At 73.0% G+C, this 26,077-nt stretch carries 27 protein-coding genes and 2 pseudogenes; 12 read left to right on the top strand and 17 right to left on the bottom strand.

Going from position 1 to position 26,077, the window contains the following annotated elements:
* Positions 1-19 precede the first annotated feature (19 nt).
* The 7 genes and pseudogenes from AB2U05_RS33805 to AB2U05_RS33775 form a co-directional block, all read right to left on the bottom strand.
* On the bottom strand, positions 20-490 hold the full coding sequence (locus AB2U05_RS33805) for a flavodoxin family protein (RefSeq protein ID WP_369185314.1): 471 nt from the start codon (positions 488-490) through the stop codon (positions 20-22).
* 359 nt (positions 491-849) lie between these two features.
* Positions 850-1,701: a phosphotransferase family protein gene (locus tag AB2U05_RS33800; protein WP_157882306.1), complete on the bottom strand. Its 852-nt coding sequence runs from the start codon at positions 1,699-1,701 to the stop codon at positions 850-852.
* 361 nt (positions 1,702-2,062) lie between these two features.
* Positions 2,063-2,754: pseudogene (locus tag AB2U05_RS33795) on the bottom strand (IS5 family transposase); the annotation flags it as partial.
* Positions 2,755-2,966: 212 nt separating this feature from the next.
* A complete protein-coding gene (locus AB2U05_RS33790; RefSeq protein WP_369185313.1) occupies positions 2,967-4,565 on the bottom strand; it encodes a hypothetical protein in 1,599 nt (532 codons plus the stop codon).
* 67 nt (positions 4,566-4,632) lie between these two features.
* A complete protein-coding gene (locus AB2U05_RS33785) occupies positions 4,633-5,151 on the bottom strand; it encodes a hypothetical protein (protein ID WP_045705665.1) in 519 nt (172 codons plus the stop codon).
* A 664-nt stretch (positions 5,152-5,815) separates the two neighbouring features.
* Positions 5,816-6,037, bottom strand: coding sequence for a hypothetical protein (locus tag AB2U05_RS33780; RefSeq protein WP_369185312.1), 222 nt, complete (start codon positions 6,035-6,037; stop codon positions 5,816-5,818).
* Positions 6,038-6,053: 16 nt separating this feature from the next.
* Complete coding sequence (locus tag AB2U05_RS33775) at positions 6,054-6,218, bottom strand: hypothetical protein (RefSeq protein ID WP_157882303.1); 165 nt, start codon at positions 6,216-6,218, stop codon at positions 6,054-6,056.
* A gap of 944 nt (positions 6,219-7,162) precedes the next feature.
* Between AB2U05_RS33775 and AB2U05_RS33770 the strand changes: the two genes are divergently transcribed.
* Entirely contained in the window at positions 7,163-7,651 is a 489-nt protein-coding gene (locus AB2U05_RS33770; RefSeq protein WP_369185311.1) for a histidine kinase, read from the top strand.
* Positions 7,652-7,988: 337 nt separating this feature from the next.
* On the opposite strand, the pseudogene AB2U05_RS33765 reads toward AB2U05_RS33770, so the two are convergent.
* The 3 genes and pseudogenes from AB2U05_RS33765 to chrA form a co-directional block, all read right to left on the bottom strand.
* Positions 7,989-8,182 (bottom strand): annotated as a pseudogene (locus tag AB2U05_RS33765) (IS701 family transposase); the annotation flags it as partial.
* Positions 8,122-8,304, bottom strand: coding sequence for a hypothetical protein (locus AB2U05_RS33760; RefSeq protein ID WP_369185310.1), 183 nt, complete (start codon positions 8,302-8,304; stop codon positions 8,122-8,124). The gene AB2U05_RS33760 and the pseudogene AB2U05_RS33765, both read right to left, overlap by 61 nt.
* A 65-nt stretch (positions 8,305-8,369) precedes the next feature.
* Positions 8,370-9,560: a chromate efflux transporter gene (gene chrA, locus AB2U05_RS33755; protein ID WP_369185309.1), complete on the bottom strand. Its 1,191-nt coding sequence runs from the start codon at positions 9,558-9,560 to the stop codon at positions 8,370-8,372.
* A gap of 232 nt (positions 9,561-9,792) precedes the next feature.
* Here chrA and AB2U05_RS33750 point away from each other — a divergent pair, with 232 nt between their 5' ends.
* Positions 9,793-10,569 (top strand): hypothetical protein, encoded by a 777-nt coding sequence (locus AB2U05_RS33750; protein WP_369185308.1) that lies wholly within the window; start codon positions 9,793-9,795, stop codon positions 10,567-10,569.
* 56 nt (positions 10,570-10,625) lie between these two features.
* Here the strand turns inward: AB2U05_RS33750 and AB2U05_RS33745 are convergent, their stop codons facing one another.
* Complete coding sequence (locus tag AB2U05_RS33745; RefSeq protein ID WP_045705675.1) at positions 10,626-10,835, bottom strand: hypothetical protein; 210 nt, start codon at positions 10,833-10,835, stop codon at positions 10,626-10,628.
* A 237-nt stretch (positions 10,836-11,072) separates the two neighbouring features.
* Here AB2U05_RS33745 and AB2U05_RS33740 point away from each other — a divergent pair, with 237 nt between their 5' ends.
* Positions 11,073-11,501 carry an arsenate reductase ArsC gene (locus AB2U05_RS33740; protein WP_369185307.1) on the top strand — a complete coding sequence of 143 codons (429 nt, stop codon included), beginning with the start codon at positions 11,073-11,075 and terminating at the stop codon, positions 11,499-11,501.
* A gap of 23 nt (positions 11,502-11,524) precedes the next feature.
* Here AB2U05_RS33740 and AB2U05_RS33735 read toward each other — a convergent pair whose 3' ends face one another.
* Both AB2U05_RS33735 and AB2U05_RS33730 read right to left on the bottom strand, forming a co-directional pair.
* Positions 11,525-12,388, bottom strand: coding sequence for a hypothetical protein (locus AB2U05_RS33735; RefSeq protein ID WP_369185306.1), 864 nt, complete (start codon positions 12,386-12,388; stop codon positions 11,525-11,527).
* Positions 12,381-12,893 carry a SigE family RNA polymerase sigma factor gene (locus tag AB2U05_RS33730; protein WP_045705845.1) on the bottom strand — a complete coding sequence of 171 codons (513 nt, stop codon included), beginning with the start codon at positions 12,891-12,893 and terminating at the stop codon, positions 12,381-12,383. The genes AB2U05_RS33735 and AB2U05_RS33730 overlap by 8 nt, the downstream gene beginning before the upstream one ends.
* Positions 12,894-13,143: 250 nt before the next feature.
* Between AB2U05_RS33730 and AB2U05_RS33725 the strand changes: the two genes are divergently transcribed.
* The gene (locus AB2U05_RS33725) at positions 13,144-13,959 is read left to right on the top strand and encodes a hypothetical protein (RefSeq protein WP_369185305.1); all 816 of its coding nucleotides are present in this window, start codon (positions 13,144-13,146) and stop codon (positions 13,957-13,959) included.
* A 116-nt stretch (positions 13,960-14,075) separates the two neighbouring features.
* Entirely contained in the window at positions 14,076-14,372 is a 297-nt protein-coding gene (locus AB2U05_RS33720; protein WP_369185304.1) for a cupin domain-containing protein, read from the top strand.
* 96 nt (positions 14,373-14,468) lie between these two features.
* Here the strand turns inward: AB2U05_RS33720 and AB2U05_RS33715 are convergent, their stop codons facing one another.
* Positions 14,469-15,701 (bottom strand): hypothetical protein, encoded by a 1,233-nt coding sequence (locus AB2U05_RS33715; RefSeq protein WP_369185303.1) that lies wholly within the window; start codon positions 15,699-15,701, stop codon positions 14,469-14,471.
* Positions 15,702-15,927: 226 nt separating this feature from the next.
* Between AB2U05_RS33715 and AB2U05_RS33710 the strand changes: the two genes are divergently transcribed.
* Complete coding sequence (locus AB2U05_RS33710) at positions 15,928-17,217, top strand: hypothetical protein (RefSeq protein ID WP_369185302.1); 1,290 nt, start codon at positions 15,928-15,930, stop codon at positions 17,215-17,217.
* A gap of 138 nt (positions 17,218-17,355) precedes the next feature.
* On the opposite strand, the gene AB2U05_RS33705 is transcribed toward AB2U05_RS33710, so the two are convergent.
* Positions 17,356-18,696 carry an aldehyde dehydrogenase family protein gene (locus AB2U05_RS33705; RefSeq protein ID WP_369185301.1) on the bottom strand — a complete coding sequence of 447 codons (1,341 nt, stop codon included), beginning with the start codon at positions 18,694-18,696 and terminating at the stop codon, positions 17,356-17,358.
* 202 nt (positions 18,697-18,898) lie between these two features.
* Here AB2U05_RS33705 and AB2U05_RS33700 point away from each other — a divergent pair, with 202 nt between their 5' ends.
* The 4 genes from AB2U05_RS33700 to AB2U05_RS33685 all read left to right on the top strand — a co-directional run bounded on the left by AB2U05_RS33700 (position 18,899) and on the right by AB2U05_RS33685 (position 20,833).
* Complete coding sequence (locus AB2U05_RS33700) at positions 18,899-19,129, top strand: hypothetical protein (protein ID WP_369185300.1); 231 nt, start codon at positions 18,899-18,901, stop codon at positions 19,127-19,129.
* 11 nt (positions 19,130-19,140) lie between these two features.
* On the top strand, positions 19,141-20,064 hold the full coding sequence (locus AB2U05_RS33695; RefSeq protein ID WP_369185299.1) for a maleylpyruvate isomerase family mycothiol-dependent enzyme: 924 nt from the start codon (positions 19,141-19,143) through the stop codon (positions 20,062-20,064).
* A 72-nt stretch (positions 20,065-20,136) separates the two neighbouring features.
* A complete protein-coding gene (locus tag AB2U05_RS33690; protein ID WP_369185298.1) occupies positions 20,137-20,313 on the top strand; it encodes a hypothetical protein in 177 nt (58 codons plus the stop codon).
* 43 nt (positions 20,314-20,356) lie between these two features.
* Entirely contained in the window at positions 20,357-20,833 is a 477-nt protein-coding gene (locus AB2U05_RS33685; RefSeq protein WP_369185297.1) for a GNAT family N-acetyltransferase, read from the top strand.
* A gap of 54 nt (positions 20,834-20,887) precedes the next feature.
* On the opposite strand, the gene gltX is transcribed toward AB2U05_RS33685, so the two are convergent.
* Together gltX and AB2U05_RS33675 are read right to left on the bottom strand one after the other, a co-directional pair.
* Positions 20,888-22,258, bottom strand: coding sequence for a glutamate--tRNA ligase (gene gltX / locus AB2U05_RS33680; protein WP_369186037.1), 1,371 nt, complete (start codon positions 22,256-22,258; stop codon positions 20,888-20,890).
* Between the two features lie 129 nt (positions 22,259-22,387).
* Positions 22,388-23,119, bottom strand: coding sequence for an SDR family NAD(P)-dependent oxidoreductase (locus tag AB2U05_RS33675; protein WP_045703317.1), 732 nt, complete (start codon positions 23,117-23,119; stop codon positions 22,388-22,390).
* Between the two features lie 104 nt (positions 23,120-23,223).
* On the opposite strand from AB2U05_RS33675, the gene AB2U05_RS33670 reads away from it, so the two are divergent.
* Entirely contained in the window at positions 23,224-24,075 is an 852-nt protein-coding gene (locus tag AB2U05_RS33670; RefSeq protein WP_045703315.1) for a LysR family transcriptional regulator, read from the top strand.
* Positions 24,076-24,155: 80 nt separating this feature from the next.
* The gene (locus AB2U05_RS33665) at positions 24,156-25,952 is read left to right on the top strand and encodes a zinc-ribbon domain-containing protein (RefSeq protein WP_369185296.1); all 1,797 of its coding nucleotides are present in this window, start codon (positions 24,156-24,158) and stop codon (positions 25,950-25,952) included.
* Positions 25,953-26,077: the final 125 nt, after the last annotated feature.

The raw sequence follows: 26,077 nt of genomic DNA, 5'->3' as shown, positions 1-26,077 counted from the left end.
AGGACCGACCGCCCGCCGGTCAGGACGACCGCCCCCGCCCGTCCCGCAGTCGTTCGGCGAACGCCCGCGCGGCGGCCAGGTCACCGGCGTCCGGCCGCTGCTTGTTGATGCCGCCGACGAGCTTGAACGGCGCCCAGGTGTCGAGCGCCCGGCACGAGAAACTCCCGTCCACCTCGAAGCCCTTGCCTTCGAGGAGCCGGACCAGCGGGCGGGTGAAAGGCGCCAGCGGCAGCTCGGGGAACCCGCTGGTGGCGAACACGAACGCCCGGCCCCGCCCGCCGGGCAGCGCCTTGACGAACTCGGTCAGCCGGGGGTGGAGCCGGCCGTGGAAGACACCCGCGCCGAATCCCACGAGGTCGGCGGCGGCCAGCTCCGCCAGGTCGGCCCCCTCCGGGGAAACGACCCTCGCGCCCAGCACCTCGGCCATGCTGTCGGCGACACGACGCGTATTGCCGTGCGACACGGACGCGCACACGATGACGGCCTTCATCCTCACGATCCCTTCTCTCGGTTCCGCTTCCGCAAGAAGGACAGCGCAGCGCCGCCAGGTGTGACACGGTGCCAACCACTAGGTGAATCAGCGGGGGTGGGTCGTGCGTGACGCGCTCGACCCACCCCCCTCGTGCAACCCGGCCGCGTACCGCCGGCACACAGCTCTGGCGGAGCGCGCCGCCGCCCGCCTCGCCCACACCCTCCACGGCACCATGAAGGTGACGGTTCACCAGGCCGTCGAGGCGCTGCTGCGCGCGCCGGACGGGCGCAGCGGCAAGGACTACCTCGGCTACCTCCACCCCGCACACCTGCACGCGGTCCTCGCCCGGGGCTTCGCAGACCTGACCGCCGCGGCTGCTACAAAGTCACCGGGACGGGGGTGTTCCAGCCCGTGCGGTGAGCGATCCACTCCCGTCCCGCGGCGGCGGCCCGGCCCCGGTAGGCGCCCAGCGCGCCGCCGGGGCCGGTGCGCTGCTGCCACGCCCAGTACCCGGTGATGGCGGCCGCGAACGCCAGCACCCCGTCCTCGGGCGCCTCCCGCCAGGCCGGCACCTGCTCGGCGAGCAGGTGTTCGGCGGAGGCGGCGGCGTGGCCGGCCAGCATCAGCTGCGGCAGGAAGAACGCCGCGTCGACCCAGGCGGCGCCGCGGGCGAACCACGACCAGTCGATCACCCGCACCCGGCCGTCCGAGAGCAGCATGTTGTCCGCGCGCAGGTCGCAGTGCAGAAGGGTGTCGCCCTCGGTCGCCCGCACCAGCGCGGCCGGATCATCGAGGGCGACCAGCTCGGGCGCGTGCTCCTGGTCCCAGCCGTCCAGGCCGCCCTCGGCCAGGCGCTCCCAGCACCCGGCCAGGGTGCCGGCGAGCACGGAGAACGGCCCGGTCTGCCCAGCCGGGCACGGCGTCAGCAGTCCACCGAGCTCGCCCACCGTCGCGAGCACAGCGCCGAGCCCTGCAGAGCCGGGCGCGATCTCAGGAGTCGTGCCGTCGACGTCCTCGAAGCCCAGGACCAGCCAGCCCCCCGTCTCCACCGTCCACAGCAGCGCCGGCGCGACCCCGGAGGGCAGATGCGGCCCAACGGCGGCCTCGGCCCGGTACATGCCCGCGGTGCGATCCTCGGCCGGCACGCCCTTGATGAACACCCGGCCGCCGTCCGCGAGCCGCAGGCGCGCGGCGATGCCCGGCGTGAACCCGCCGGACGGGTAATCCACTCCGATCACCTGGGACCGGGCATGTTCCTCGACGGCCATACGGACGGCGGCAGGAAGCTCGTTCCAACCGGGTCGGGTGGCGGGGAGAGCGGACACCATGGCGGCCTCCGGGCGTCGACTGGGTGGGCCGACCGTACCGTGCGCGTCGCCGTGATCGCCGTGAATTGTGCGCTGACAGGTCACTTCGACCGCATGTGCACAACCACCGCCCGGCCGGGGCCGGCGAGTGGCGCCAGGATCTACGGCAAGACGATCCACGCCGACCCGAGGATGCGTACCACCTCCCCGGCTGACCCCTGGTGCCCAACCGGCTGCCCGCGCGCCTTCAACAGGCCGGACCAGGGCGCGTATCTGGTTGTGATCAAGGGTTGGTCTTGGTGAGGTCTTTGAGCCAGATCATCGCGCCGCGAAGGTGAAGGCCGCCGAGGTAGCTCGCGGGGGTCTTGTCATACCGGGTGGCGATGCCTCGCCAGGCCTTCAGCCTGTTGATCAGGCGCTCGACAGTGTTGCGCTCCTTGTAGAGGTCGGCGTCGTGGCTGACGGGCCGGCCGCCCTTGCTGCCCTTCTTCTTCCGGTTGGCGGCCTGGTCCTTCTTCTCCGGGATGACGGCCTTGATCGCGCGCCCGCGCAGGTGGGCGCGGTTGCCGCGGGAGGAGTAGGCCCTGTCCCCGGCGACCGCGTCGGGCCTGGTGCGGGGGCGGCCGACCGGTCCGCGGACCCGGACCTTCTTGAGTACGGGGATGAACTGCGGGCTGTCGGCGGCCTGGCCCTCGGTCAGGATGAACTCCAGCGGGCGGCACCTGCGCTCGCCGGCGACGTGGACCTTGCTGGTCTGCCCACCCCTTGAGCGTCCGAGCAGGGCAGCCTTCAGGCGGAGCTTGCGACGGCGTCGGGCGCGTCTCTGTTCCTCCCGGTCGGGGTCGTCCGCGGTGTCCTGTCCGTCTTGTTCCTCCGGGCCGCCCCTTTTTGCCGAGCCGCCCCCGCCTCGTCGGCCGCCTTCTCCAGAGCGGCCAGCGCGTCGGGGTCCAGGTGCATCCCGGCGGCGTCGTGGTGGGCAGCTCGATGAACTCCCACTCCGCGTCACTCAGTTGCACTCGCGTCACCCATGACTATCTACCGAATCCACCCCCACAACGAAGGCAGAACCAGCAGATTGATCACAACCAGATACGCGCCCTAGGTCCTCGGGACGAAGGCCGCCGGCCCCGACTCGGTGGAGTCGGGGCCGGCGGTGACGGGGCCCGGCGCTGGTGCGGAGGGGCGTGTCAGGAGGCGACGGCTGCGGGGCCGCCCCAGAACTTGGTCCAGCCCGGGCCCTTGGGGTCGACGGACCAGAAGGTGCCGTTGGTGTCGTGGGCGTAGGTGACGAGGTGTCCGGTGGCGGGGTCGGCGATGGTGAACGGGTTGCCGCCGAGGACGGTGCCGGAGGTGGTGGGGATGAACTCGGTCCAGCCGGGGCCCTGGGGGTCGACGGACCACAGGCGGTGGTCGGGGCCGTTCAGGTAGGTGATGAGGTGGTTGGTGGCGGGGTCGACGACCGTCATCGGGTCGCCGGCGGCCATCGGGCCGAAGTCGATCCAGCCCGGTCCCTTGGGATCCACGGACCACAGGTGGTTGGCGGTGTCGCGGATGTAGGTGATCAGGTGTCCGGTGGCGGGGTCGGCGACGACGCTGGGCACGGCGTCGGAGGCCATGACGGTGCCGGAGGTGGTGGGGATGAACTCGGTCCAGCCGGGGCCCTGGGGGTCGACGGACCACAGGCGGTGGTCGGGGCCGTTGACGTAGGTGATCAGGTGCTTGGTCGCCGGGTCCACCACGGTGACGGGGTCGCCGGCGGCCATCGGGCCGAAGTCGATCCAGCCCGGTCCCTTGGGATCCACGGACCACAGGTGGTTGGCGGTGTCGCGGATGTAGGTGATCAGGTGCCCGGTGGCGGGGTCGGCGACGACGCTGGGCACGGCGTCGGAGGCCATGACGGTGCCGGAGGTGGTGGGGATGAACTCGGTCCAGCCGGGGCCCTGGGGGTCGACGGACCACAGGCGGTGGTCGGGGCCGTTGACGTAGGTGATCAGGTGCTTGGTCGCCGGGTCCACCACGGTGACGGGGTCGCCGGCGGCCATCGGGCCGAAGTCGATCCAGCCCGGTCCCTTGGGATCCACCGACCACAGGTGGTTGGCGGTGTCGCGGACGTAGGTGATCAGGTGCCCGGTGGCGGGGTCCGCCACGACACTGGGCCGTCCCGCCCGCGCCGGGGCGGCGTCGTCGACGATGTTGTTGTAGCGGTAGGCGGTGTAGGTGCTCGTGTCGTGACCGGCGAGCCTGCTGGAGTTCAGGTCTCCGGTGGTGTTGTAGTTCGTCGGCGTGGACCGGCTGCTCTCCTGGTAGAAGTTGAAGGTCCCGGCACCCTTGTCACGCCAGCCGGCGAAGATGATCACGTGCGCGTCGCTGTCGAGGATGTCGCCGGGCTGGAGGTCCGACTTGTTGATGGAAGTCGAGTAGGAGGGGAGGTCGAGGGTCGTCGGGCTCTTGGGCAACTCCCATGCCATGGAGACGAATCCGGAGCAGTCCTGGCGGTAGCGGCCGCCGGTCTGGGAGTCGGACCACCAGCTGTACGGCGCCTCGAGTCCGTTGGCGCTGTACGGGACGGCCTGGTCGACCCAGGCCTGGGCGCGGGCCAGTACCTGGCTGCGGGTGACCTTGCCGCCCGGGGCCGCGTTGTTGCCCAGCGAGCCGGTCGACGACGCGGCCATGTAGGTGGACTGGACACTGTCGGCGTGGGCCGGGGCAGTGGCGAGCACGGTGGCGGCGAGGCAGGCCGCGACCAGGACACCGGCCGGGCGCGAGGATGACTTCTTGACGGACACGGGTGTTCCTCCGTTGGAGAGCTGAAAGGTGAAAGGTGAAAGGGCAAAGGGCGGGGCGGCTCGGGTTTCAGCGATGGGCACCGAGCGCGGCGAGGGCGGCCAGCACGGACGCATCGGTGCCGGTGTCGTGGGCCGGGGCAGGACGGTCCTGGAGTTCGTCGAACTGGAAGAGCGTGAGGACGGCACCCTGCTGGAGCGCGTAGAGGTGGTTGGTCTGCTTGTCGGGGGCCGACATCCCGCCGACGCCCGTCCAGGTCCTCGACCATGACGTGCCGTCGGCGGTGGACGCGGTGCGGGTGACGGTCGCGTCCTGGGTGACGCCCTGGCGGGCCTGGAGCTGGCGGGAGGACGTCTGGCAGGTGTCCATGCCGGCGAGGATCTGCTGGTAGGCGGTGTGCGCGGCTTCCGGTGACGGGAAGGAGAACAGCTGCTGCCCCGCGGGGTTCTGGGCCTGGCTGAGGTAGCCCTGCTGCTGCCAGGTGGTGGCGCCGACGACGCTCGTGCACTCGTTGAGGGTGATCTTCCGGCCCTGCAGCTCCTGGCTGCTCAACGGCCCGTCGGGCTTCCACCCGAGCTTGGGTGCCATGGGCAGCTGGGCCAGGCCGGCCGGTTGGACGGCGGGAGTCAGGGCGGCGCCCGGGTCTGCCTTGGCCGGCGCCGGCGCCGGCGCCGTCGGCTTCGCGGTGTTCGGCGCAGCCTCCGTCGCCGATGCGGACCCAGGCCCGCTGGTGGGGCTCGGGTCGGCTCCCGGAGTGGTCTGCGACGGTGTCGGCGTGGCCGCAGGGTCACCAACTGTGCTGCTCGGCATGGGAGTTGAGGTGCCTGGTGTGATGGTGGCGGGAGTGCTCGTGCTGGACGCGGCGGCTGTGGGCGTCTTGGTGCCGGCCGCGCCGCAACCGGTCACCACGGCTGCGGCGCACAGGGCCAGGACCGCCGAGGCGGCGGTGAAGGTCGATCGTCGAATGCGTCCAGGCATGACGGCTCCCGTGGATGAGAAGGGCAGGAAGGTGAAGAAAGGTGTGGCCAGGTGCGTGGTGATGACGTGTGCCGGCGTGACGGGTGGATCCGCCGCCCGGAGTCCGGGGCAGGAGAGCCGGCGGCCGTCGAAGACGAGGCCGTGCGCCGGGGCGCCGGGGCCGGGCCGGGCCGGGCCGGGCCGGGTCAGCGGGCGGTGTGGCCTGAGGCTGCCGGGGGTTCGAGCGGCAGGTAGCTTTGGCGCAGCAGGGGCGAGGTGCGGTGGCTGCGGGTGATCAGGCGGTGGGCGCGGCTGACGGCGTCGCTGGGGGCGTGTTGCGGGTGAGGAGGTAGAGCAGGAGGTCGATGCGGTCGGGTGCGGGCAAGGCGCTGGCGTGTTGGAGGCCGTCGGCGGGTTCGGCGTGCGCCCACAGGGCGTCCACGGCTTCGGCGGCCTCGTTCTCCGGTGCTGCGGTGCCGGGGTGGCGGCGTTTCAGGCTGGCGTGGACAACCTCCATCGCGGGCTCAGCCGTTTCAGCCGATGCTGGCCGGGGCGACGGTCCCGACCCAGCCGATGCTGTCGGAGCCGGCGGTGGTGGCCTGGGCGGGCGTCGAAGCGGTGGCGGCGGGGGCGATCAGGAACGTGGTGAGGGCGACGGGGGCGACCGCGGCGGTCTGGGCGGTACGGGTGCGGATCATGACGGAGTCCTCTGCTGTCGATGGACGGGGTGGGCCTGGCCGGTTGGGGCGTCCAGCGGTTGACGCTCCGTCCGGCTGCCGTTCGGACTGTTTCCCTGGCGGCGATCACTAGCTTCGTCGCCCGCCGACCCCGCCGGAAGGCCTTCCGAATGTCGCCAATCGGCCTGAGATGGAGGAGGCGGTCGCGGTCTGAGGACCGTACGCCCGAAGGGACTTCACCCGGTGCGAGGGCATCGGAACCGGGTGGGGATCGGCGGCCCGCGCCCGGTCTTGGACAAGCCGGGCGCGGGCCCGTGCGCACGGGTGCTACCCGACGCGCTTCGGCCGGGCGCGGGCTCGTGCGCACGGGTGCCGCTCCCGTGCAGGCGCACCGAGGCGTGGTCGGCGGCGACCGGCGCTCCCGACGGGCCGGTTCGCCGGCGGAGGCCGGGGCGGCGGTGGCGAGCGTCGCCGCCAGGAGGCAGAGCGCGGTCGCGGTGACGGCGAGACGACGGTTCATGGTGGTGTGGCCTCCGTTGTAGGCGGTTGTTCCGACGACATCGAGTCTGGCCCGGTCGGGCCGCGCGGACCTCCCGCTGCGGAGGGGAGTTGATTCCTTCGCGGGGAGGACCGGGCCTCCCCCGGGAGGGCTGCCCGCAGGCGGGCCCTAGGCTCGGCGGTGTGCGCACCGACCGTCAGTACCGCCTCGCCCGGCGTCGTCGATGGCCCGCCGTCGCCGCCCTCCTGCTGCTCGCGCCCGTCGTGCTCGCCCACCCGGGGGAGCGCGGCGCGGCCCTGCTGCCGGCCCTGACGGCCGCGCTCGCCGCCGCGGTGGCGCTGCTGCCGTGGCCGCTCGGCGGGGTCACGCTCACGGTCGCGGCCGGCGCGGCGGCCGGGGCCTCGCTGCTGCTCGACCTGGGCTACCAGGGGCCCTACCGGTCGCCCGCCTTCTGGCTGCCCTTCGAATGGCCGGCGCTGCTGGTTGTGTTGTCCGGGCCGTCCGCCGGCTGCCCGGCCGCCGGGCCGGGCCGATCGGCGGGGCGGTCGCCCTCGCCGCCGTGGTGCTCCCGTTGCGGTTCGCCCTCCGGGCGCCGCACGGCAGCGCGGCCGGGCCGGTGGTCGGGGTGCTGCTCTCCCTGCTGCCGGTGCTGGGGGTCGCCGGGGCTGGCGTGTACCTGCGGGTGCTGGAGGCCCGCCGGGAACGCGCCGTCGACCGGGCTCGGCGCGAGCAGCGGCTCGAAGTCGCCCGCGGGCTGCACGACTTCGTCGCCCATGAGATCTCCGGCATCGTGCTGGAGGCCCAGGCCGGTCAACTCCCGGGCCAGGAACCGGGGGAGACGGTCGCCCTGTTGCGGCGCCTGGAGGAGGCGGGGCTGCGGGCGCTCGACTCGATGGACGAGATGGTGCCGCATCCAGACATACCGTCATGTGCATGCCAGGAAACGGTGGCGTGACGGGCATCCCGCCGCGCGCCGATCCGGCGGGATCCGGGAAGAGGGGGGCCTAGGGCGCGTATTTGGTCGTGATCAGATGAATCAGCGGGGGTGGGTCGTGCGTGACGCGCTCGACCCACCCCCTCGTGTAACCCGGCCGCGTGCCGCCGGCACACAGCTCTGGCGGAGCGCGCCGCCGCCCGCCTCGCCCACGCCCTCCACGGCACCATGAAGGTGACGGTTCACCAGGCCGTCGAGGCGCTGCTGCGCGCGCCGGACGGGCGCAGCGGCAAGGACTACCTCGGCTACCTCCAGGTGGCGATCAGGTGTTGGAGGAGGTCCAGGGTCTGGTGGAAGGTCAGGCCCTGGCCTGGGCCTTGGGAGGGCGCGCTGTTCGGTGAGGAAGAGGTGGGCGGCGCTGACGAGGGTGACGTGGCGGTGCCAGCCGATGTAGGAGCGGCCCTCGAAGCGCTCCAGGCCCAGGCGGGTCTTCAGCTCACCGTAGTCGTGTTCAATCCGCCGGCGTGACTTCGCCAGCCGGCCCGCATCAGCTGCTTGCGGATCTCGGCGGCCGTCGTCAGGTCCTCCTCGGCCTTGTCGAGCGGGGCCTGCAGTTGGTCCCGCTCGCCGGTCACCTGTGTGACCTGCGCTTCGAGCTGCTGGTTCGCCGCCACCAGTTCGCGGATGCGTTCGGTCTGCTCGGCGTTCCCTGCCTGGTCGAGCTGTTGCCCGAAGTTGCTCAGCCCACCGGCCGGCCCGCTGCCGCCGCGAGGACGCCGAGCGCGCCGGCGCCGAGGAGGGCCCCGACGACGCCGCGGCGCGCGGCGAGCAGCCAGAGCGCGGCGGCCGCGAGGACCGCGTACTGCCAGGCGTGCTGCAGCGCCGTGGCCAGCGGGACCGCGGAGCCCGCGATCGCGCCGATGACGGCCGCGCTGGCGCCGCCGAAGAACGCCTGGATCCGCGGGTCGGCGCGCAGCGCGTCGAAGCGGGGGCCGCCGAGGGTCACGAACAGGAACGACGGGGCGAAGGCGACGGCGGCGGCGAGCAGTCCGCCGGGGACGCCGGCCGCCGCGTAGCCGACGACGGCGACGGTCTGCACGACCGGGCCGGGGGTGATCTGGCCGAGGGCCACGGCGTTGAGGAACTGGCCGTCCGTCATCCAGTGGTGCTGGTCGACGGTGTCGGCGTGCATCAGCGGGATGATGACGAACCCGCCGCCGTACGACAGCGCGCCGACCTTGAACGCCACCCACGCGAGGGCGAGCAGCCCGCCGCCGGCCGGCGCCGCGAGGGCCAGCGGCAGCGGCCACGCGCCGCGCCGTCGCGGCCCTCGGCCCGGACCCGGTGCGGCCTGGCGGCGCGTGTGCACGGCGACCTCCGACAGCCCGGCGGCGACCAGCACCAGCACCATCCACGGGCCGAGCAGCACCGCCGCCGCACCACCGGCCACCACGTACCCGGTCCAGCGGGCCCGCGCGGACCGCCGCGCACCGGCGCGCTTCCAGCTCGCCGGCACCAGCGCGACCGCGGCCTGCACGGCCACCGCGGCCACGGCCGCCCCCGCCCCGGCGGCCGCCCCGCGCACCCACAGCGGCGGGCTGCCTGCCAGGAACAGGGCGGCGAGCACGAGGATCAGCGCCAGGCCGGGCAGGATGAACGCGGCTCCGCCGACCAGCGCGCCCGCGATCCCGCGCAGCCGCCAGGCCGTCAGGATCGCCAGCTGGGTCGAGGCGGGCCCGGGCAGCAGGTTCGTCGCGGCGATGCCGTCCTCGAACTCCGCCGCCGTGATCCACCCCGTCCGCTCGACGCACAGCCGGCGCAGCAGGGCGATGTGGGTGGGAGGCCCGCCGAAGCCGGTGCAGCCGATGCGCCCCCACGCGCGGGCGATCGTCGCCAGCCCCACCTTCCCCGCCACCTGCTCCGCCTCCACCGGTCCTCCGTACGCACCGCTGCCCGACCTCTTCGCGGGGCGCGACCCTACCGGATCGTTGACGCCGGCCGGCTCCTCCCGGGGCTGGTGGGACCTGGTCGGAGGGGTCCCTGACGTGGCGGAGTCGACGCCGTGCGGTACCTTGACCGGTCGTCAGCGGTCCATGATCCAATCTCATCGGCCGACTGGCACGGTCAAGTGATTCGTTCTGATTCTCGGGGGATTCCGAACCATGCGTTCCACGCGTATTGCCCTGGCCGCGGCCGTCGTCGCGCCGCTCGCCCTGACCCTGGTGGCCTGCGGCCCCGGCGACGACCCGAGCCCGGCCGCTTCCTCGCCGGCCACCGGTGCCGCTTCCAAGGCGCCCACGGGCGCCGCGCCCACCGCGTCGGGGCCGGGCAAGGCTGCGGCAGCGAAGCCGCTGACGCAGGACCAGCTCGTCAAGGCGCTGCTCACCAAGAAGGACCTGGACGCGGACGAGAACCGGTCCGTGGTCGGCCCGCCCCAGCACGAGCACAAGCAGACCGCGGACAAGCCCGCCTGCCAGCCCGTTCTGGACCTGGACGATCCCGGGAACGCCGCCCAGGCGCCGGCCGCCTCCGCGACGGGCGCCTACTACGGCGGCAACGGCCGCGAGTACGTGGAGATCCACCTCACCCAGTACGCGCCCGGGCAGGCGGAGAAGGCCATGGCCGCCGCCGAGTCGGCGCTCGCGTCCTGCGCGAGCTTCAAGGACACCATGACGAACATGCCCCAGCCGACGACCCGGGCCAAGTTCAGCAAGGCCACCTACGACACGATCGGCGACGCCACGCTGGCCCTGAAGGCCGAGTACCACGAGGACGGCGGCCAGAACGCGCTCGTGGAGACGAAGACCTACGTCTTCGTCCGCACCGGCGACGTGATCACGATGGTCGCCGACTCGGCGCTCCACGACACCGCCATGCCGGACCGGGCGCAGGTCAAGCAGCAGCTCGACAAGCTCAACAAGGCCGCCCAGCAGGGCTGATCCCCGTCAGGGTCCCGCCGGCCGGCCGTAGTCGGCGGGACCCGAGGGCCCGACCACTACGGCCGGCCGGCGCCGAGCGCCCGGGTGTCCAGCTCGACGCGTCCCTTGCGCAGGTGGTTGCGGCGGCCGTCCCCGAACTCCAGCCGCAGACTGCGGTCCGCCGGGGTGTCCACGACCACGGCGCTCTCGACCGCGCCGTAGAACGACTCCCGGTACACGCGGACGCGGTCGCCGACGTGGAACTCGGCCGTCTCCGAGACGATCATCAGACTCGCCTCCCTCTCCTCCGTTCCGTCCGATTCGACGCCTCCACGGTGGCCCGTCCGCGGGACCAGGGGCGAGAGGCCCCGGTCCCCCGTGCGCGGGCCACGCCCAGCCCGGACGGGGCGGGGCCCACGCCCCAGCCGCCGGGGCCCACCGGCCGGACGGCCCCGCCGCCGGACGCCCGGCCCAATAATGGCTGCACGTCGCCCTGCCGCCGCGCCCGAAGAGAGAACCCGCCCGTGAGTGCCTCCGCCGTCCCGTCCGTCCCGTCCGTCCTGTTCGTCTGCGTGCACAACGCCGGACGCTCCCAGATGGCCGCCGCCTTCCTCACCCGCCTCGGCGGCGACCGCGTCGAGGTCCGCTCCGCCGGCTCCGCCCCGGCCGACACCGTGAACCCGGCCGTGGTCGAGGCCCTGGCCGAGGTCGGCATCGACATCTCCGCCGAGGCCCCGAAGGTGCTGACCACCGAGGCCGTGCGGGCCTCCGACGTGGTGATCACCATGGGTTGCGGCGACGCCTGCCCCTACTTCCCCGGCAAGCGGTACCTGGACTGGCAGCTCGACGACCCGGCCGGCCAGGGCGTCGACGCCGTCCGCCCGATCCGCGACCGGATCGAGCAGCGCGTCCGGGGTCTCCTCGCCGACCTCGGCATCGAGGCCGCCGCCTGACCACCAGGTGCCTGAAGCAGCGCTTACGGGTGGGTGGCCTTGGTGTTGGGCTGGGTCTTCTGGTTGTAGATCTCCTTGCCGTCCGCGTTGTAGGCGTGGACGTAGGGGGCCGGGGGGAAGGCGTTCTGGGTGCCGCTGGTGCCGCTGGTGTCGCCGGTGGAGACGGCCGCGGTGTAGACGAACGCGCCGCCGGCCATGACGGCCGGGTACTGGGTCGGGTCGTCGCCGTAGCTGATGGTGACCTTGGCGACCTCGGGCGTGTAATGCCCGGCGCCCAGGGAGAGGAACTGCCCGGCACCGGCCCGCGCGCTGAAACTGTCGAAGTACTCGATCAGGTGACCGGCGCCCCACAGACGGTCGTTGATGAACGTCGCCGGGACGGACGTGCTGGTGCCCTTGTCGCCCTTCGACCCGCACTGCACGTACTGACCGGCGGAGTCGACGGCGATGACCACGCCGTCTGTGCCTGAGGAGGCGATAGGGGCGCGGACCGCGATCACCGCGTGGTACTGCGAGGCCTCCGAGCCCAGGCAGGAGGCCAGGATCCCGGCGACGGCCCCGGCGTCGATCGGCGCCGTCGCCGTGCTGGTGACCGTGAAAGCGGCCGAGGGGCGGGGGGAAGGCGGCACGGAGGGGGAGGCGTCCGCGGTGGCTGCTCCCTGTTGCGGCCCCGGTGCGGGTCGTGGTCCCGGCGAGTGCAGCACGGACGGGAGAGCCAGGCACAGGGCTGCCGCGGCGCAGGCCGCGGTCGTGCCCAGGGCGCGCCGGCGGTGGCGGCGCCGGTCGGCGCGTCGGCGGATCTCCGTGGCGGGCAGGGTCGGTGCGGGCATCTGCGTGCCGAGCAGCCGCAGCCGGTCGCCGAGGGTGTCGTGGGTGGGGTCAGACACGGAGCTTTCCTTCCTCGCTGGTCGGGCTCTGGTCGGCGAGTCTGGCCGCGAGCGCGGTCCGGCCGCGGGCGAGGCGGCTCTTGACGGCGCTGACCGTGGCGCCGGTCTCGGCCGCGACCTGTTCGACGGAGAGGTCGCACATGTGGTGCAGGACCAGGGCGCTCCGCTGCGCCTCGGGCAGGTCGCGGAGCGCGCTGACCAGCGTCAGGTGTTCCTCGGTGGGCGGCTCGACGGTGGGTGGTTCCTGACGGTGGTGGCGTCCGGCCAGGTGCAGGCCCCGGGCCAGACGTCGCCAGCGGGAGAGGGCCAGCCGCCGGGCCGTGGTCCGGATCCAGGCCTCCGGGGCGTTGCCCGGGTCGAAGGTGCGCCTTCGGTCCCACGCCCGGATGAAGGCCTCCTGGACCACGTCCTGCGCTTCGGACCAGTTGCCGGTGAGCGCGTAGAGCTGCCCGGTCAGGCGGGAGAAGGACGCCGCGTAGAACGCGTCGAACTCCTGTGGCGTCATCAAGGGCCTCTCCTCGGGGCTGTCCGTCAGCTCGCGGCACAGGCGGCCCGCGAGGGAAGCGCTCCTCGGCCGCGGCGGTGGAGCCGTGGATTCCGGGCGGAGCCTCCCGTCCTGTACGCACGAGCGCCGCCCCGGGGTTGCATCCACGGCCTGTGGCCTGGATCACGTGTGCGGGTGCGACCTGCCGGGCGTCGGGAGGCGTACAGGGGCGCGGGCATCAACCGGACGCCCGCAGGAAGGACACGGATTCATGCGCATCCGCCCGATCATGCTCGTCGCCGCCACCGCCGCAGCCATCGCGGCTGCGGGGGGAATGGCCACGGCCTCGACCGGCACCTCCACGCCCACCCCCACCGCCGCTCCCACGGCCGCTCCCACGGCTACCCCCACGAACGCTCCCACGGCCGACGGCAAGCCCTCCGGTACGCCCACCGCCGCGGCCTCCGACGCCGGCCCGTCCGTCACCTGGGTGCCTGCCACCTCGGCCGCTTCCACGGTCACCAGCACGGCGACGGCGCCGATCGACGCCGGGGCCGTCGCCGGGATCCTGGCCTCCTGCCTGGGCTCCGAGGCGTCGCAGTACCACGCGGTGATCGCGGTCCGCGCCCCCATCGCCTCCGCGGACACCGACGGCGTGGTCATCGCCGTCGACTCCGCCGGTCAGTACGTGCAGTGCGAGTCGAAGGGCGACAAGGGCACCAGCACGTCCGTCCCCGCGACGTTCATCAACGACCGCCTGTGGGGCGCCGGTCACCTGATCGAGTACTTCGACAGCTTCAGCGCGCGGGCCGGTGCCGGGCAGTTCCTCTCGCTGGGCGCCGGGCACTACACGCCCGAGGTCGCCAAGGTCACCATCAGCTACGGCGACGACCCGACCCAGTACCCGGCCGTCATGGCCGGCGGCGCGTTCGTCTACACCGCGGCCATCACCACCGGCGACGCCGGCAACACCGGCAACACCGGGAAGGACTTCCCCCCGGCCCCCTACGTCCACGCCTACAACGCGGACGGCAAGGAGATCTACAACCAGAAGACCCAGCCCAACACCAAGGCCACCCACCCGTAAGCGACGCCTCGGCTTCACCGGCCTGGCGGTCCCACCGCGCACGGCCATCTGCGCAGCGCTAGCGTCGCCAGCAGGTCGGAAGAACGACGCTTCGCCCCCTCAACCAGGAGGTTCCCGTGACAGGTGACGCTGCGCAGGTGGCACCCGAGGTGTACAAGGTCCTCTTCGAGAACGATCGGGTACGGCTGCTCGAAGCCCGGCTCCAACCCGGCGACAGGTCGGCCATGCACCACCACCCCGACAACCTCGTCTACAACCTCGCGGACGGAAGGGTCACCTTCACCGACGAGTCCGGTGGAACCATGGAGGCCTCGCTCGCGGCCGGCGAGGCGATGTGGATCCCCGCCGTGGACCACTCCACGCACAACACCGGCAGCACCGAGGTCCGCTCGCTGCTGTTCGAGCTCAAGTAGCGGCCCGCACCACCGACGCGATCGGGCAGGAGCGCGCGGGCGTCGCGCCCGTCCTGCTCGACGGGCGGGCGCCCTCGTCCCCGCCCTCGTCCCCGCTCAGCCGCCCGTGCCCAGGAGCACGTCGCGGTGCTGCCACGCCAGTTGGAGCAGCGCCGCTCCCGCCGGCTGCATCGGCTCCCTGACGGTCAGCCGTTCCACCTGGTCGGCCGTGAACGGGATCCCCGCCGCGTGCCCGGTGCCGTCCTCCAGCTGCACACGGTGGCCTTCGTCGTTGGTGGAGACGATTCGCGCGAAGGTCGCGTCGAACAGCTCGGCGTCGAACACCGCGACGGTCAGCATGTCGGTGACGAGCGTGAGCGGGTCCATGCCCAGCCCCAGCCAGAACACCCGCAGTGTCCCCGCCGCCCGGGCCGCGTTCAGGGCCTGGTGGAACGGCCAGGCGTCGTAGTCGATCGGGTGGGTGTCGCTGCCGTAGTCCTCGCTGCTGCCGAGGAGTTCCTCGCTGAGCTCGCGGACGATGGCCCGCCACAGGTCGAAGTCGTTGGCCTCGTTCCACGGCGCGTCGTGGGAGGCCTGGAACATTCCCACCGGCATGACCTGGAAGAGACCGCCGCCGCTCGCGACCTTCGCCGGGTCGCGCCAGTGCAGGACGAACTCCGCCGAGCCGGCCCGCCGGTCGTAACGGATCGCGAGCGTGCTGACGGCGGCCACGACCGACCGCCGGGCGAGGTCGGTGGGATCACCGATGGCGGTTCGAAACGGCGTGGCGCTCGGGTCCGTCACCGGCCGGCCGGGTGCGGCCAGGGCGGCGGCCGCATACTCGTGGGCCGCGGCCTCGCAGACGTTGATGACATCGAAGTACTGGCCGCGGCCGAAGGTGAGCGTCGGCCCGGCGGCATCCTCCGCCACCGCCAACAGCCGGTAGCAGCCCCGGTTCTCGAACAGCCGCGGCTTGGCCAGGTCGCGAACGGCTTCGGCGTAGAAGGTGTACGGGGTGCCGTCCGCCCGCCGGGCGCGGGTGGCGTCCAGCTCAGGACCGCTGCCGTCGATCGGGGCTACGGGCGTCTGCTCCTGCCACCGCAACCGGACCTGGTCCAGGGGTACGGGCGTCTCCGGGATCCAGTGCCTGCGCGCCAACACCCGGCCACCGGGGGCGAATTCCTCGGGATCCCGGCCGGCCACGGCCAGCTGCGTCAACGCGAAGCGGCTGCGGTTCAGGTGCTCCCGGACCTGGCGCCACCGGGCCCGGCTCGCCTCCGGCGTGGTGGTGGCCTGCTCCGGCTGCCCCGTGGCGGACACCGCGGCCGGGCTGGTGTGTGCGCTCGTCACGGCTCGATCCTCATGGACAGGATGCTGCCAAGCGGACAGCATCCTGCCAACCTTCGCCCCGCCCGCCACCGCGCGACCGCCCGGAAATCGGCCCACCGCGGCGCCACCCGGGGGGAATGAGCCCCTCCACGATCGTTCGTGGCCAATTCCGACCTGACACCACCCTCCCCACGGTCACCACCCCCATTCTTGACCTGACATATACACGACCAAGGGGAAACGAATAATGTTGCGTTCCGTACGACCCGCCGGCCGCCTCGGCAGTTCCCTCCTGACGGTGACCGCCACGGCGGCCGCCTGGGCGGTCACCGCCGTGGGCCTCGCCGCCTCACCGGCGGCCGCGGCGCCCGCCGCCACGGCGGCGCCCCGGCTCGGCGACACCTGTACGGTGGCCGACCTCGGCACCCGGCTCCCGTACATCAAGACCACCGAGGTGTCCCCGACGATCACCCACTTCAAGGGCTGGTACGTCACCCAGGGCAGCACCGGCAGCCAGAGCGTCACCACCACCACCCAGACCTCCATCTCGGTCACCGTGGGCCTCAACGGCAGCGTGACGGGCACCTTCGGCAACCAGGTCCTCGGCACCGTCGCCGCGACCCTGGGGCTGAACGTCCAGGTCAACTACACCTCCACCAGCAGCGAGTCGAGCACGGTCAACTGGAACTTCAACCAGCCCGGCTACTACGGCGTCTACAAGGGCACGAAGAAGGTCACCGGCACGTACGGCAGCCTCAACTGCAACCGCACCCAGCAGGGCGACGGCAGTTGGGCGCTGAAGTGGATCGACGGGCCCGGCACCGGCAGCTTCACCACCTACACCACCCTCGAGGAAGGCGCGGTGCGCTGCGAGGACGCGGTGCCCGCCAACAGCATCATGGCCAAGGCGAAGTTCCTGCTCGACTGCGGCTCGCCCGCCGCGCGGGCCGAGCACCCGGCGGGTGCGGTGGCGCCGACCGAGAAGCAGACCCAGGACCGTCTCGCGCAGCAGTCGGCCGCCACCGTCGGCGCCCCGTCCGCCGGCCGGCCCGAGGCCGCCGGCAGCGGCGCGCTGGCCGCCGCCGCCCTCAACTGCACGCCCGGCGCCTACCGGATCGACGTCCCCGGCAGGCCGCTGAACTGGAGCGCACCGCTCCTGGCCAACGACGGCATCCGCCTGCGCGAGTCCACCTTCTTCAGCGCCCACCTGGACAACTGGCGGCTGTGCAACGTGACGGAGAACAACGGGGTGCTCGAGGCGACCCTGTGGAACTGGGGCAACGGCGGCTGCGCGACCATCCCGGCGAACATCGCCAACCAGGAGCAGGCCTACCTGACGACGGCCAACTGCAGCGAGGACGACCTCCAGCGGTTCTACGTCTACCGCGACGTCCCCGGCAGCTCGAAGGTCGGCCTGCAGAACAAGTACACCGGCTCCATGGTGGGCTACGACCGGTACGCGGACGGCGAGTTGATCCGCCAGTACTCCGGCGGCCGGCAGGACGGCACGGGCACCTTCACCATGACCGGAGTCTGACCGCCCCCCTCCCCTTGACCGTCCCCCTCCCCGTGACCGCGGCCCCGCACGTGAACCCCGAGCCCTCCGGTTCCGTGCGGGGCCGTCCGCGCTCCCTCCGGACGGCTGTGTCGCGGGGAGCTCCCGACAGGGTCGGGCTCAGCCGAGGGGCTTGTCGACGACGGCCTTGGTGTGGCTGAAGGTGTCGATGGAGTACTCGCCGTGGTAGCGGCCCATGCCGCTCTCGCCGACGCCGCCGAACGGCAGCTCGGGCATGGCCAGGTGGGAGACCGGCAGCCCGAAGGTGAGGGCCCCGGAGGAGGTCTCCTCGGTGAGCCGCTGCTTGGTCCGCTCGGACTCGGTGAAGGCGTACAGGGCGAGCGGCTTGTCGCGCTCGTTGATGAAGGCGATCGCCGCGTCGAGGTCGGGCACGGCGACGACCGGCAGGATCGGGCCGAAGATCTCCTCCCGCATCACCGGCGCCTCGGGGGAGACGTCCGCGAGGACGGTCGGGGCGATGTAGCGGCCGGCGCGGTCGTGGGCGCCGCCGACGACGGTCCGTCCGTCGTCCAGGAGCGCGGCGAGCCGGTCGAAGTGCCGCTCGTTGACGATCCGTCCGTACTCGGCACTGGCCGCCGGGTCCTCGCCGTACAGGTCGCGGACGGCATCGGCCAGGTGCTGCTCCAGGGCGGTGGCGCTCCCGCCGACGGCGAGGACGTAGTCCGGGGCGACGCAGGTCTGGCCGGCGTTGAGGAACTTGCCGCGGACGATCCGCTGCGCGGTGACCGCGAGGTCCGCGTCGGGCTCGACCACGACCGGGCTCTTGCCGCCCAGCTCCAGGGTGACCGGGGTCAGGTGCCGGGCGGCCGCCGCCATGACGATCCGGCCGACCGCGCCGTTGCCGGTGTAGAAGATGTGGTCGAAGCGCTGCTCCAGCAGCGCGGTGGTCTCCGGGACGGCGCCCTCGACCACCGCCACCGCCTCCGGGTCGAGGTAGCGGGGCAGCAGCCGGGCGATGGCGGCAGAGGTCGCGGGGGCGAGCTCGCTGGGCTTGAGGACGGCCGCGTTCCCGGCGGCCAGGGCGCCCACCAGCGGGGCGAGCGCGAGCTGCAGCGGGTAGTTCCACGGCGCGATGACCAGCACCACGCCGAGCGGGTCGCGCACCACCCGGGCCTCGGCCGGCCGGAAGAACTCCGGCACGGCGGCGGGCCTGGGCCGCAGCCACTCCTCCAGGTGGGCCACCGTGTGGTCGAGCTCGTTCAGCGTGAAGCCGATCTCGGTCCGGTACGCCTCGGCCGCGCTCTTGCCGAGGTCGGCGTGCAGGGCCTGCTGGAGCGCCTCGGTCTGCTCGGTGAGCAGCGAGCGCAGCGCCGCGAGCTGCGCCTGGCGCCAGGCGAGCGGCTTGGTCCGGCCGCTGGTGAACACGGCGCGCAGGCGGGCGACCACGGCGGGCGCGTCGACCGTGCTGGTGGCGGCGGTGGGGGCGGGTGTGGTGGTCATGGGTGGCGCACGGTCCTTCCGGATTCCTTGAAGCCGTCGATGGTTAATGGCCTCAAGCATCTCGACGGTAGGCCTGGATGGTTGAGTATGTCAAGTATCTCCCGCCGAGACCGAGCCGCCGGGCGACCGCCACCCGAAACCTGGCCGGCCAGCCGACCAACCGAACGAGTGAATCCGGCGACGGCCGCACTGCGCCCCCTCCTTGCCCCCGAAGGCGTCCGCCACCGTCGCCCACCTGCCCGCGGGCGCCGACGAACACCACATCGTCACTGCCGCCCGCGAACGGTCCGTCCGCCTCTACGGCATGAGCGCCCACCGGGCCTCACACGCCACCGCGCCGGCGCAACTCGTCCTCGGCTTCGGCAACGTAGGCGAACGAGCCATCGCCGAGGGCATCGCGGCCATCGGCCACCTGCTGACCGGCCGGCCGTAACCTACCGACCCATGACCACCAGTACCGACCTCGATCCGGCCGACATCGCCGCTCTCCTCCACGACGTCCGCAGCTCGGCCGCGTGCCTGGCTGCCGGCCTCGACGCCCTGACGGACGTGACTGCCCGCGAGCCGTCCGCGCTTCCCGGATGGAGCCGTGGGCACGTCATCACGCACCTGGCGCGTAGCGCCGACGTCTACCGATGGCTGCTGGCCCTCGCTCGCACCGGCATCGAACCCGGAGCACGGGCCGACGCCGCCGCCCTGGACCGCGCGCTGCGGGACGGCGCCGGTCGCGGCGCCGCCGAGCTCGTCGCGGACCTGCGCGGCAGCCTGACCCGACTGCTCGACGAGGCCGCAGCGATGCCCTCCGACCGCTGGCCCACCCTGGTCACCGCCCTCGCGGGATGGCGACACCCCGCCTGGTACACCCTCCACCGTGCCCGGCGCGAACTCGAAACCCACCACGTCGACCTGAAGCTCGGTTACACCACCGTCGACTGGCCCACCGGTTACGTCACCTGGGCACTCGACGAGACCATCGCCACTCTGGCCGCACACGACTTCCCCGTGGCTCGCTTCGAAGCGACCGACCTCGACCGCTCCTGGACACTCGCACCCACCGGCCCCACCGCGGCCGGCCCCGGCCGCACGCTCCTCGCCTGGCTCGCCGGCCGCGGCCCGGACGAAGGCCTCCGGTCGGAACCGCACCTGCCGACACCACCGATGTGGCCGCTCCCGCCGGAACCGGGCTGGGGGCGCGCGACGAGCCGGGCGGCCTGCAGGTCGGCCGGTTCGACGCGGGTCTTGGCCGCGAGCGGGTCGGACGTCGAAACGGCGAGCGCCCAGGGGCTTTCGACGACGGGGCGCAGCGTCCGCACCGGTGCGCCGGCCATCGAGCCGGCGACAAACGGAACCGCCCCCACCATCTCGTAGAAGTCAACGGACCAACGCCCCGGACCATCCATAATTCCCGCATGCTCAGAGAGTTACTTCTCCAGCACGTGGATGCCTGGAGAACGGCCGGGCACCTGGAGCGCGGCGAACGCCGAGCCCCACCAGTGCGAGGAACTGCGCTGGTGGCCGCTCGACCACCTGCCGGCCGGCATCGTGTCCTCCACCGCACACGCCCTCTCCGAGATCGCGCACGGCCGCCCGCTCTCCACCGTGGGCCGGCCGGCCTGAGCGCACCGCCCGTCCCGCTGAGCTCGATCCTGGAGGAACCCCCGTGACCACTCCCCCCGTTCGCCCCGCCGCCCCCGGTGACGCCGACGAGCTGCTGCGCCTGCGCGTCGCGGTCCTCGACGGCGCCCGGCTCACCGACGCGTGGCGCTCGACCTTCCGCGACGACATGCGCGCCCGCCTCGGCACCGACCCGAGCCTGCTCGCCTACGTCGTCCCCGCCGACGAGCACACGCTCGCCTCCTGCGCCCTCGGCATCGTCTACCGCGGCTACCTCGGCCCGACCCACCCGACCGGGCTGTGGGGCCGCATCCACACGGTGGCCACCGACCCCGCGCACCGGCGCCGCGGCCACGCCCGCGCCGTCACCACCGCCCTGATCGACGCGCTCAAGGCGGCCGGATGCGGCTCGATCGAGCTGCGCGCCACCGAAGCCGGCGCGCCGCTCTACCACGCCCTCGGCTTCGCGCCGCTGGACGGCTACATGGCACTCCGCCCCACCCCACCCGGCCCCCGGCACTGAGCTGCCCGCGCCCCGGAAGTTCCGGCGCACGGACAGCAGCCTGCCGACCGGCCGTCAGGCGAGCCGCTCCACGGCGGCGTCCAGCCGGGCCAGGGTGCGCTCGCGGCCCAGCACCTCCAGCGACTCGAACAGCGGCAGGCCCACCGTCCGGCCGGTCACCGCGACCCGCACCGGCGCCTGCGCCCGGCCCAGCTTCAGCCCGTGCTCGGCCGCCACCGCCTCCAGCTCCGCGCGCAGCACGCCCGCCCGCCACTCCCCCGCCGCGGCCAGCCGCTCCCGAGCGGTGCGCAGCAGGCCGGCCGCGCCGTCCTTGTCCTTCATGGCCTTCGCCCAGGACGCCTCGTCCCGAACCGGCTCCGGCAGGAACAGGAAGTCGACCTGCTGGACGATCTCGCCGAGCAGCGCGATCCGGGACTGCGCCAGCGGGGCGAGCGCGGCGAACGCCCGCGCGTCGAAGTCCTCCGCCGCCCACGGCACCTCCGGGCCGGTGAGCCACGGCGAGCACGCGGCGGTGAAGTCCTCCACCGCCATCGCCCGCAGGTACTCGCCGTTGAAGGCGCGCAGCTTCGCCACGTCGAAGAACGCGGAGGCGGCGTTCACGTCCTCCACCCGGAACAGCTGCTCCAGTTCGGCGTACGGCCGGATCTCCAGGTCGTCCTTGGGCCCCCACCCGAGCAGCATCAGGTAGTTCACCACGGCCTCGGGCAGATAGCCCTCGGCCAGGTAGTCCTCCAGCGCGACCTTGTCCCGTCGCTTGGAGAGCTTCTGCCGCTTCTCGTTGACGATCACCGGCAGGTGCGCCCACACCGGCGGGACGGCGCCGAGCGCTTCCCAGAGCAGCTGCTGCTTGGGGGTGTTGGACAGGTGCTCCTCGCCGCGGATGACCTGGGTGATGCCCTGGTCGAGGTCGTCGACGACGTTCGCGAGCAGGAACACGGGGCTGCCGTCGCCCCGGGCGATCACGAAGTCCTCGATGGCCGGGTTCGGGAACGACGGTTCGCCGCGGATCAGGTCCACCACGACGGTGGCGCCCTCGTCCGGCGTGCGGAAACGCAGGGCCCGGCCCTGCGCGAATCCGAGGCCCCGCCCGCGGCAGAACCCGTCGTACCCGAGCTGGGTCGAGCCCGTGCGCTCGGCGAGCTGCTCGCGGGTGCAGTCGCAGTAGTACGCCCGGCCGGCCGCGTGCAGCTTCTCGGCGGCCGCGCGGTGCCGCTCGACGCCCGCGGACTGGAAGTGCGGGCCCTCGAAGGCCGGGTCGCCGTCGTGGATGCCGATCGCGGCGAGGGCGCTGATGATGCCCTGCGTCCACTCGGGCCGGTTGCGGGCGGCATCGGTGTCCTCGATCCGCAGGACGAACGTGCCGCCCTGCTGTCGCGCCGTCGCCCAGTTGTACAGGGCCGAGCGGGCGCCGCCGACGTGGAACATGCCGGTGGGGCTCGGAGCGAAACGGACGCGGACGGGACGGGATGCCTCGGTCATGGCCGAAGGGTAGCGACAGCGGCGGCATCACCGGGACCGAATATCCCCGCTGCCCCGCGATGACTGCCGTTCAGCTCACCAGGGCACTTCGCCGGCGTCCTCGAAGAACCGGCCGGTCGGGCCGTCGTCGGGCAGGGTCGCGAGTTTGATGGCGATCGCGGCGCCCTGTTCCGGGGTGCGCACGCCCTGGAAGCCGTTGAGGTCGGTCGCGACGTAGCCGGGGCAGGCGACGTTGATCAGGATGTTCGTGCCGCTCAACTCCCGGGCATACTGCAGGGTGACGGCGTTCAGGAACGTCTTCGACGGCGAGTACGCCGCGGCCACCGGACCGACGGTCAGCTCACTGGCCGTCCCCGACTGCCGGGTGAGGGAGCCGACGCCGCTGGACATGTTCACGATCCGCGGTGAGGCGGAGCGGCGCAGCAGCGGCAACATCGCGTTGGTGACGCGGATGACGCCGATGACGTTGGTCTCCACGACCGTGCGGATGGTGGCGGGGTCGACGCGGGTGGGCTCCTGGGGCATGCCGCCCGTGATGGCGGCGTTGTTGACGAGCACGTCGAGGCGCCCCGCCTGTTCCTCGATCAGCCGCGCGGCGGCGGTCGCGCTCGCGTCGTCGGTCACGTCCAGCGGTACGCCGAAGGCGTCGACGCCGGCCGCGCGCAGCCGCTCCACCGCGGCCCCGCGGCGCTGTTCGTCGCGGGCGCCGACGCCGACGCTCCAGCCGAGGGCGCCCAGGCCCGCGGCGATCTCGTAGCCGATTCCCTTGTTCGCGCCGGTGACCAGCGCAATCGTTCGTTCGCTCATGGGGACCATGCTGCTCCCGGACCCCGGCGGGGGTCCAAGACCGATCGGGTGGGCAGCGATACCCTCCGGGTATTGATCCGCAGCATCCGGAGTACCGTGGCCGGATGGAGACCAGGGAACTGCGCTACTTCGTCGCTGTCGCCGAGGAGTTGCACTTCGGGCGCGCCGCGCAGCGGCTCGGGATCGCACAGCCGCCGCTGTCCCGGGCGATCCGCCAGCTCGAACGCCGGCTCGGGGCAGCGCTGCTGGACCGGACCAGCCGCACCGTCACACTGACCGAGGCCGGCTCGGTGCTGCTGGCCGAGGGCCGGGCGGCCCTCGACGCGGTGGAGGCGGCCGAGCGCCGGACCCGCCGCGCCGCCCTCTCCTCGGCCGGCCGCCCCGGCCTGGTGCTGGTCACGAAGGCCAGCGCGTCCCGCGAACTGCTGGCGAAGCTGCTGGACGCGTACGCCGCCGAACCCGGCGCCGCCACCGTCGACGTCATCCTGTGCGGCCCGGCCGAGCAGGCACGACTGCTGCGCGAGGGCCGGGCCGACGTGGCGCTGCTGCACCGCCCGTTCGACTCGACGGCCGGGTTCCACACCGAGGAACTCGGCACGGAGGGCCAGGTCGTGGTCCTTCCGGCCGGGCATCCGCTCACCGTCCGGCCCCACGTGCACATGGCCGACATCACCGACCTGCCGGGCCTGCCCCTGCCGCGCTGGCCCAGCCCGGACGGCAGCTACCCGCCCGGCCCCGGCCCGCAGGTCCGCGACCACGCGCAGTTGTTGCAACTCGTCGCGCTCGGCCGGGCGTGCGCGGTCTCACCGGAGTCGAGCCGGGCCCAACTGCCCGGTGACCTCGCCACCGTGCCCGTGCTGGATGCGCCGAAGGTCACCACCGTGATCGCCTGGCCGCCGCACAGCCGGTCCCGGGCCGTGGCCGACCTCGTCCGGACCGCGACCGGTCTCCGGTAGCTCCGCCCGTCAAGGGTCGTGGACGCACGACGCGGACCCGGCCCGGGAGAACGGCAAGCACGCATGGGAGAATCCGGCAGGTGAGCCCTACGTCATCGCCCCGGAAGCCGGTTCAGCTCTGTGCGGATGCCGGCTGTTCCCAGCCCTCCGCGTACCGGACGCGTTCGCGCGACGCCTGGTGCGACGAGCACATCACCGGCATCCTTCGCGCCGGCGGACTGGAGCCGCTGGAGCCCTTCACCAAGCCGACGGCCTGGCGCCTGACCAGGTGTCTGACGTGCGGCTGCGAGGCTCACTACCGCTTCGAGTACACCGTCGCCAAGAACGGGGAGGACGAGGCGACGTGCCGGGCGTGCTACTGGCGCCGGTGGGCGCAGGACGAACGACGGCGCCACGGCGCCTACGCGGACCTGACGCCGGTTCCCGTGGCGCAGGCGAGGGAACACGCGCAGAAGCACGGCTACGACCACCTGGCGGCGCTGACCACCCCGTCCTACGCCGACGACCCCCACCACGTCCGCTGCACGTACTGCGGCCGCCTTGCCGCCGAACGGCTGGGGGACATCGCGTTCGGCTGCCGCTGCCAGACCAACCCGAGCCGCGCCCGCCAGACGCCCAACCCGCCCGGGCAGAAGCAGCGGGCCCTGCTGAAGGACTCCGGGCTGCCGCTCCTCGCGTGGTGGGACCACGAGGCGAACGACCTCGCGCAATGGGAGACCGTCACCGTCACGGCCCGCCGGGAGGCGGCCTGGCGCTGCCCCGACTGCGGCCTGCGGTTCACCGCCCGGGTCCACGACATGATCCACCGGGCGCAGTGCCCGACGTGCGAACCGAAGCGCCGCGCCGAGTGGCAGGCGGAGTACGAGCGCTACCAGGTGACGCCGGTCGCCGATGTGCCCGAACTGCTCGCCGCGTGGGCCGACGACGAGGACCCCCGCACCGTCACCGTCGCCGAGCTCGGACCCCTGCGGCGGTTCCGCTGCCCGCAGGGACACCACCCGCGGATATCCCCGTACACCTACCTGCGCTCGGGCTGCCCCTCCTGCCGGAGCCAGGAGACCCGCACCGCCCGGCTGGAAGTCGCCGCCACCGATCCCGCCCCGTTCCGGATCAGCCCGGAGATCGCCTCCCAGTGGCACCCGACCCGCAACGCCCGCATCACCCTGGCCAAGCTCTCCCCCAGGTCGCGCAGAACGGTGTGGTGGCAGGATCCGGGCTGCGGCCACGAGTGGCAGGACACGCCGGAGCAGCGGGACAAGGGACAGCGGCTGCGCTGCCCCGAGTGCCGCACGATCCTCGACTCGCTCGCGTTCCACTTCCCCGAACTCGCCGCCGAGTGGTCGCCCGTGAACCCGCTCTCGGCCTGGCACGTTCGGCCCAGTGGGCAGACGGCCTTCGTCCCGACGTGGGAGTGCACCGCCGACCCGACGCACGTGTGGCAGGCGCCCCTGGCCTCCCGCGCCGCCGGCAGCGGCTGCCCCGAGTGCAGGGAACACGGCAAGTCCCGGATCGAGCTCGACCACCACGCGGCCGCGGAACGCGCGTTCGGCAAGGCCTCGTCCGGTCAGGCCGTACGCCATGACGCGTTCGTCCGGCGCGGCGTGTGGCACGTCGACATCACGGTCGACCTCTGCGACGGCCGGAAGCTGGCCGTGGAGTACGACGGGTCCTACTGGCACGCGGAGAAGGCCGCCGTCGACGAGGAGAAGTCCCGTGACCTGCTGGCCGCGGGGTTCCTCGTCGCGCGGCTGCGGGAGCATCCGCTGCCCGGTCTGCCGATCGCCGATCCGGCCTACGCGGAGTTCGTCGTCCATGCGACCGCTCCCGACCCGGACGGCGTGATCGAGCGCGTCAGGCACTGGGTGTCGGACCGCTGACCGCGGGTCTCTCGACAACGGCGGTGGGTGAGGCCGCAGTTCGGCGTCCTACCTCTGGTTCGCCGTCCTGACGCCGCCTCAGGTGGCCCATCGATCTTCGCTGGCGTCAACGAGCCGGTGACCGC

This window comes from Streptomyces sp. Y1, from assembly GCF_041053115.1.
Classification (GTDB): domain Bacteria; phylum Actinomycetota; class Actinomycetes; order Streptomycetales; family Streptomycetaceae; genus Kitasatospora; species Kitasatospora rubellomurina.
This window is presented reverse-complemented; position numbering and strand designations above follow the sequence as displayed.

Bases quoted from the DNA above. Each gene is read 5' to 3' on its own strand.
- AB2U05_RS33695 (WP_369185299.1), top strand. From the start codon at position 19,141: ATGACCACCAGTACCGACCTCGATCCGGCCGACATCGCCGCTCTCCTC.
- AB2U05_RS33725 (WP_369185305.1), top strand. From the start codon at position 13,144: ATGCGCATCCGCCCGATCATGCTCGTCGCCGCCACCGCCGCAGCCATC.
- AB2U05_RS33775 (WP_157882303.1), bottom strand. From the start codon at position 6,218: ATGATCCGCACCCGTACCGCCCAGACCGCCGCGGTCGCCCCCGTCGCC.
- AB2U05_RS33770 (WP_369185311.1), top strand. From the start codon at position 7,163: ATGGCCGGCGCTGCTGGTTGTGTTGTCCGGGCCGTCCGCCGGCTGCCC.
- AB2U05_RS33730 (WP_045705845.1), bottom strand. From the start codon at position 12,893: ATGACGCCACAGGAGTTCGACGCGTTCTACGCGGCGTCCTTCTCCCGC.
- AB2U05_RS33705 (WP_369185301.1), bottom strand. From the start codon at position 18,696: ATGACCACCACACCCGCCCCCACCGCCGCCACCAGCACGGTCGACGCG.
- AB2U05_RS33675 (WP_045703317.1), bottom strand. From the start codon at position 23,119: ATGAGCGAACGAACGATTGCGCTGGTCACCGGCGCGAACAAGGGAATC.
- AB2U05_RS33785 (WP_045705665.1), bottom strand. From the start codon at position 5,151: ATGGCACCCAAGCTCGGGTGGAAGCCCGACGGGCCGTTGAGCAGCCAG.
- gltX (WP_369186037.1), bottom strand. From the start codon at position 22,258: ATGTTCCACGTCGGCGGCGCCCGCTCGGCCCTGTACAACTGGGCGACG.
- AB2U05_RS33805 (WP_369185314.1), bottom strand. From the start codon at position 490: ATGAAGGCCGTCATCGTGTGCGCGTCCGTGTCGCACGGCAATACGCGT.
- AB2U05_RS33745 (WP_045705675.1), bottom strand. From the start codon at position 10,835: ATGATCGTCTCGGAGACGGCCGAGTTCCACGTCGGCGACCGCGTCCGC.
- AB2U05_RS33780 (WP_369185312.1), bottom strand. From the start codon at position 6,037: ATGGAGGTTGTCCACGCCAGCCTGAAACGCCGCCACCCCGGCACCGCA.
- AB2U05_RS33750 (WP_369185308.1), top strand. From the start codon at position 9,793: ATGCGTTCCACGCGTATTGCCCTGGCCGCGGCCGTCGTCGCGCCGCTC.
- AB2U05_RS33690 (WP_369185298.1), top strand. From the start codon at position 20,137: ATGCCTGGAGAACGGCCGGGCACCTGGAGCGCGGCGAACGCCGAGCCC.
- AB2U05_RS33710 (WP_369185302.1), top strand. From the start codon at position 15,928: ATGTTGCGTTCCGTACGACCCGCCGGCCGCCTCGGCAGTTCCCTCCTG.
- AB2U05_RS33670 (WP_045703315.1), top strand. From the start codon at position 23,224: ATGGAGACCAGGGAACTGCGCTACTTCGTCGCTGTCGCCGAGGAGTTG.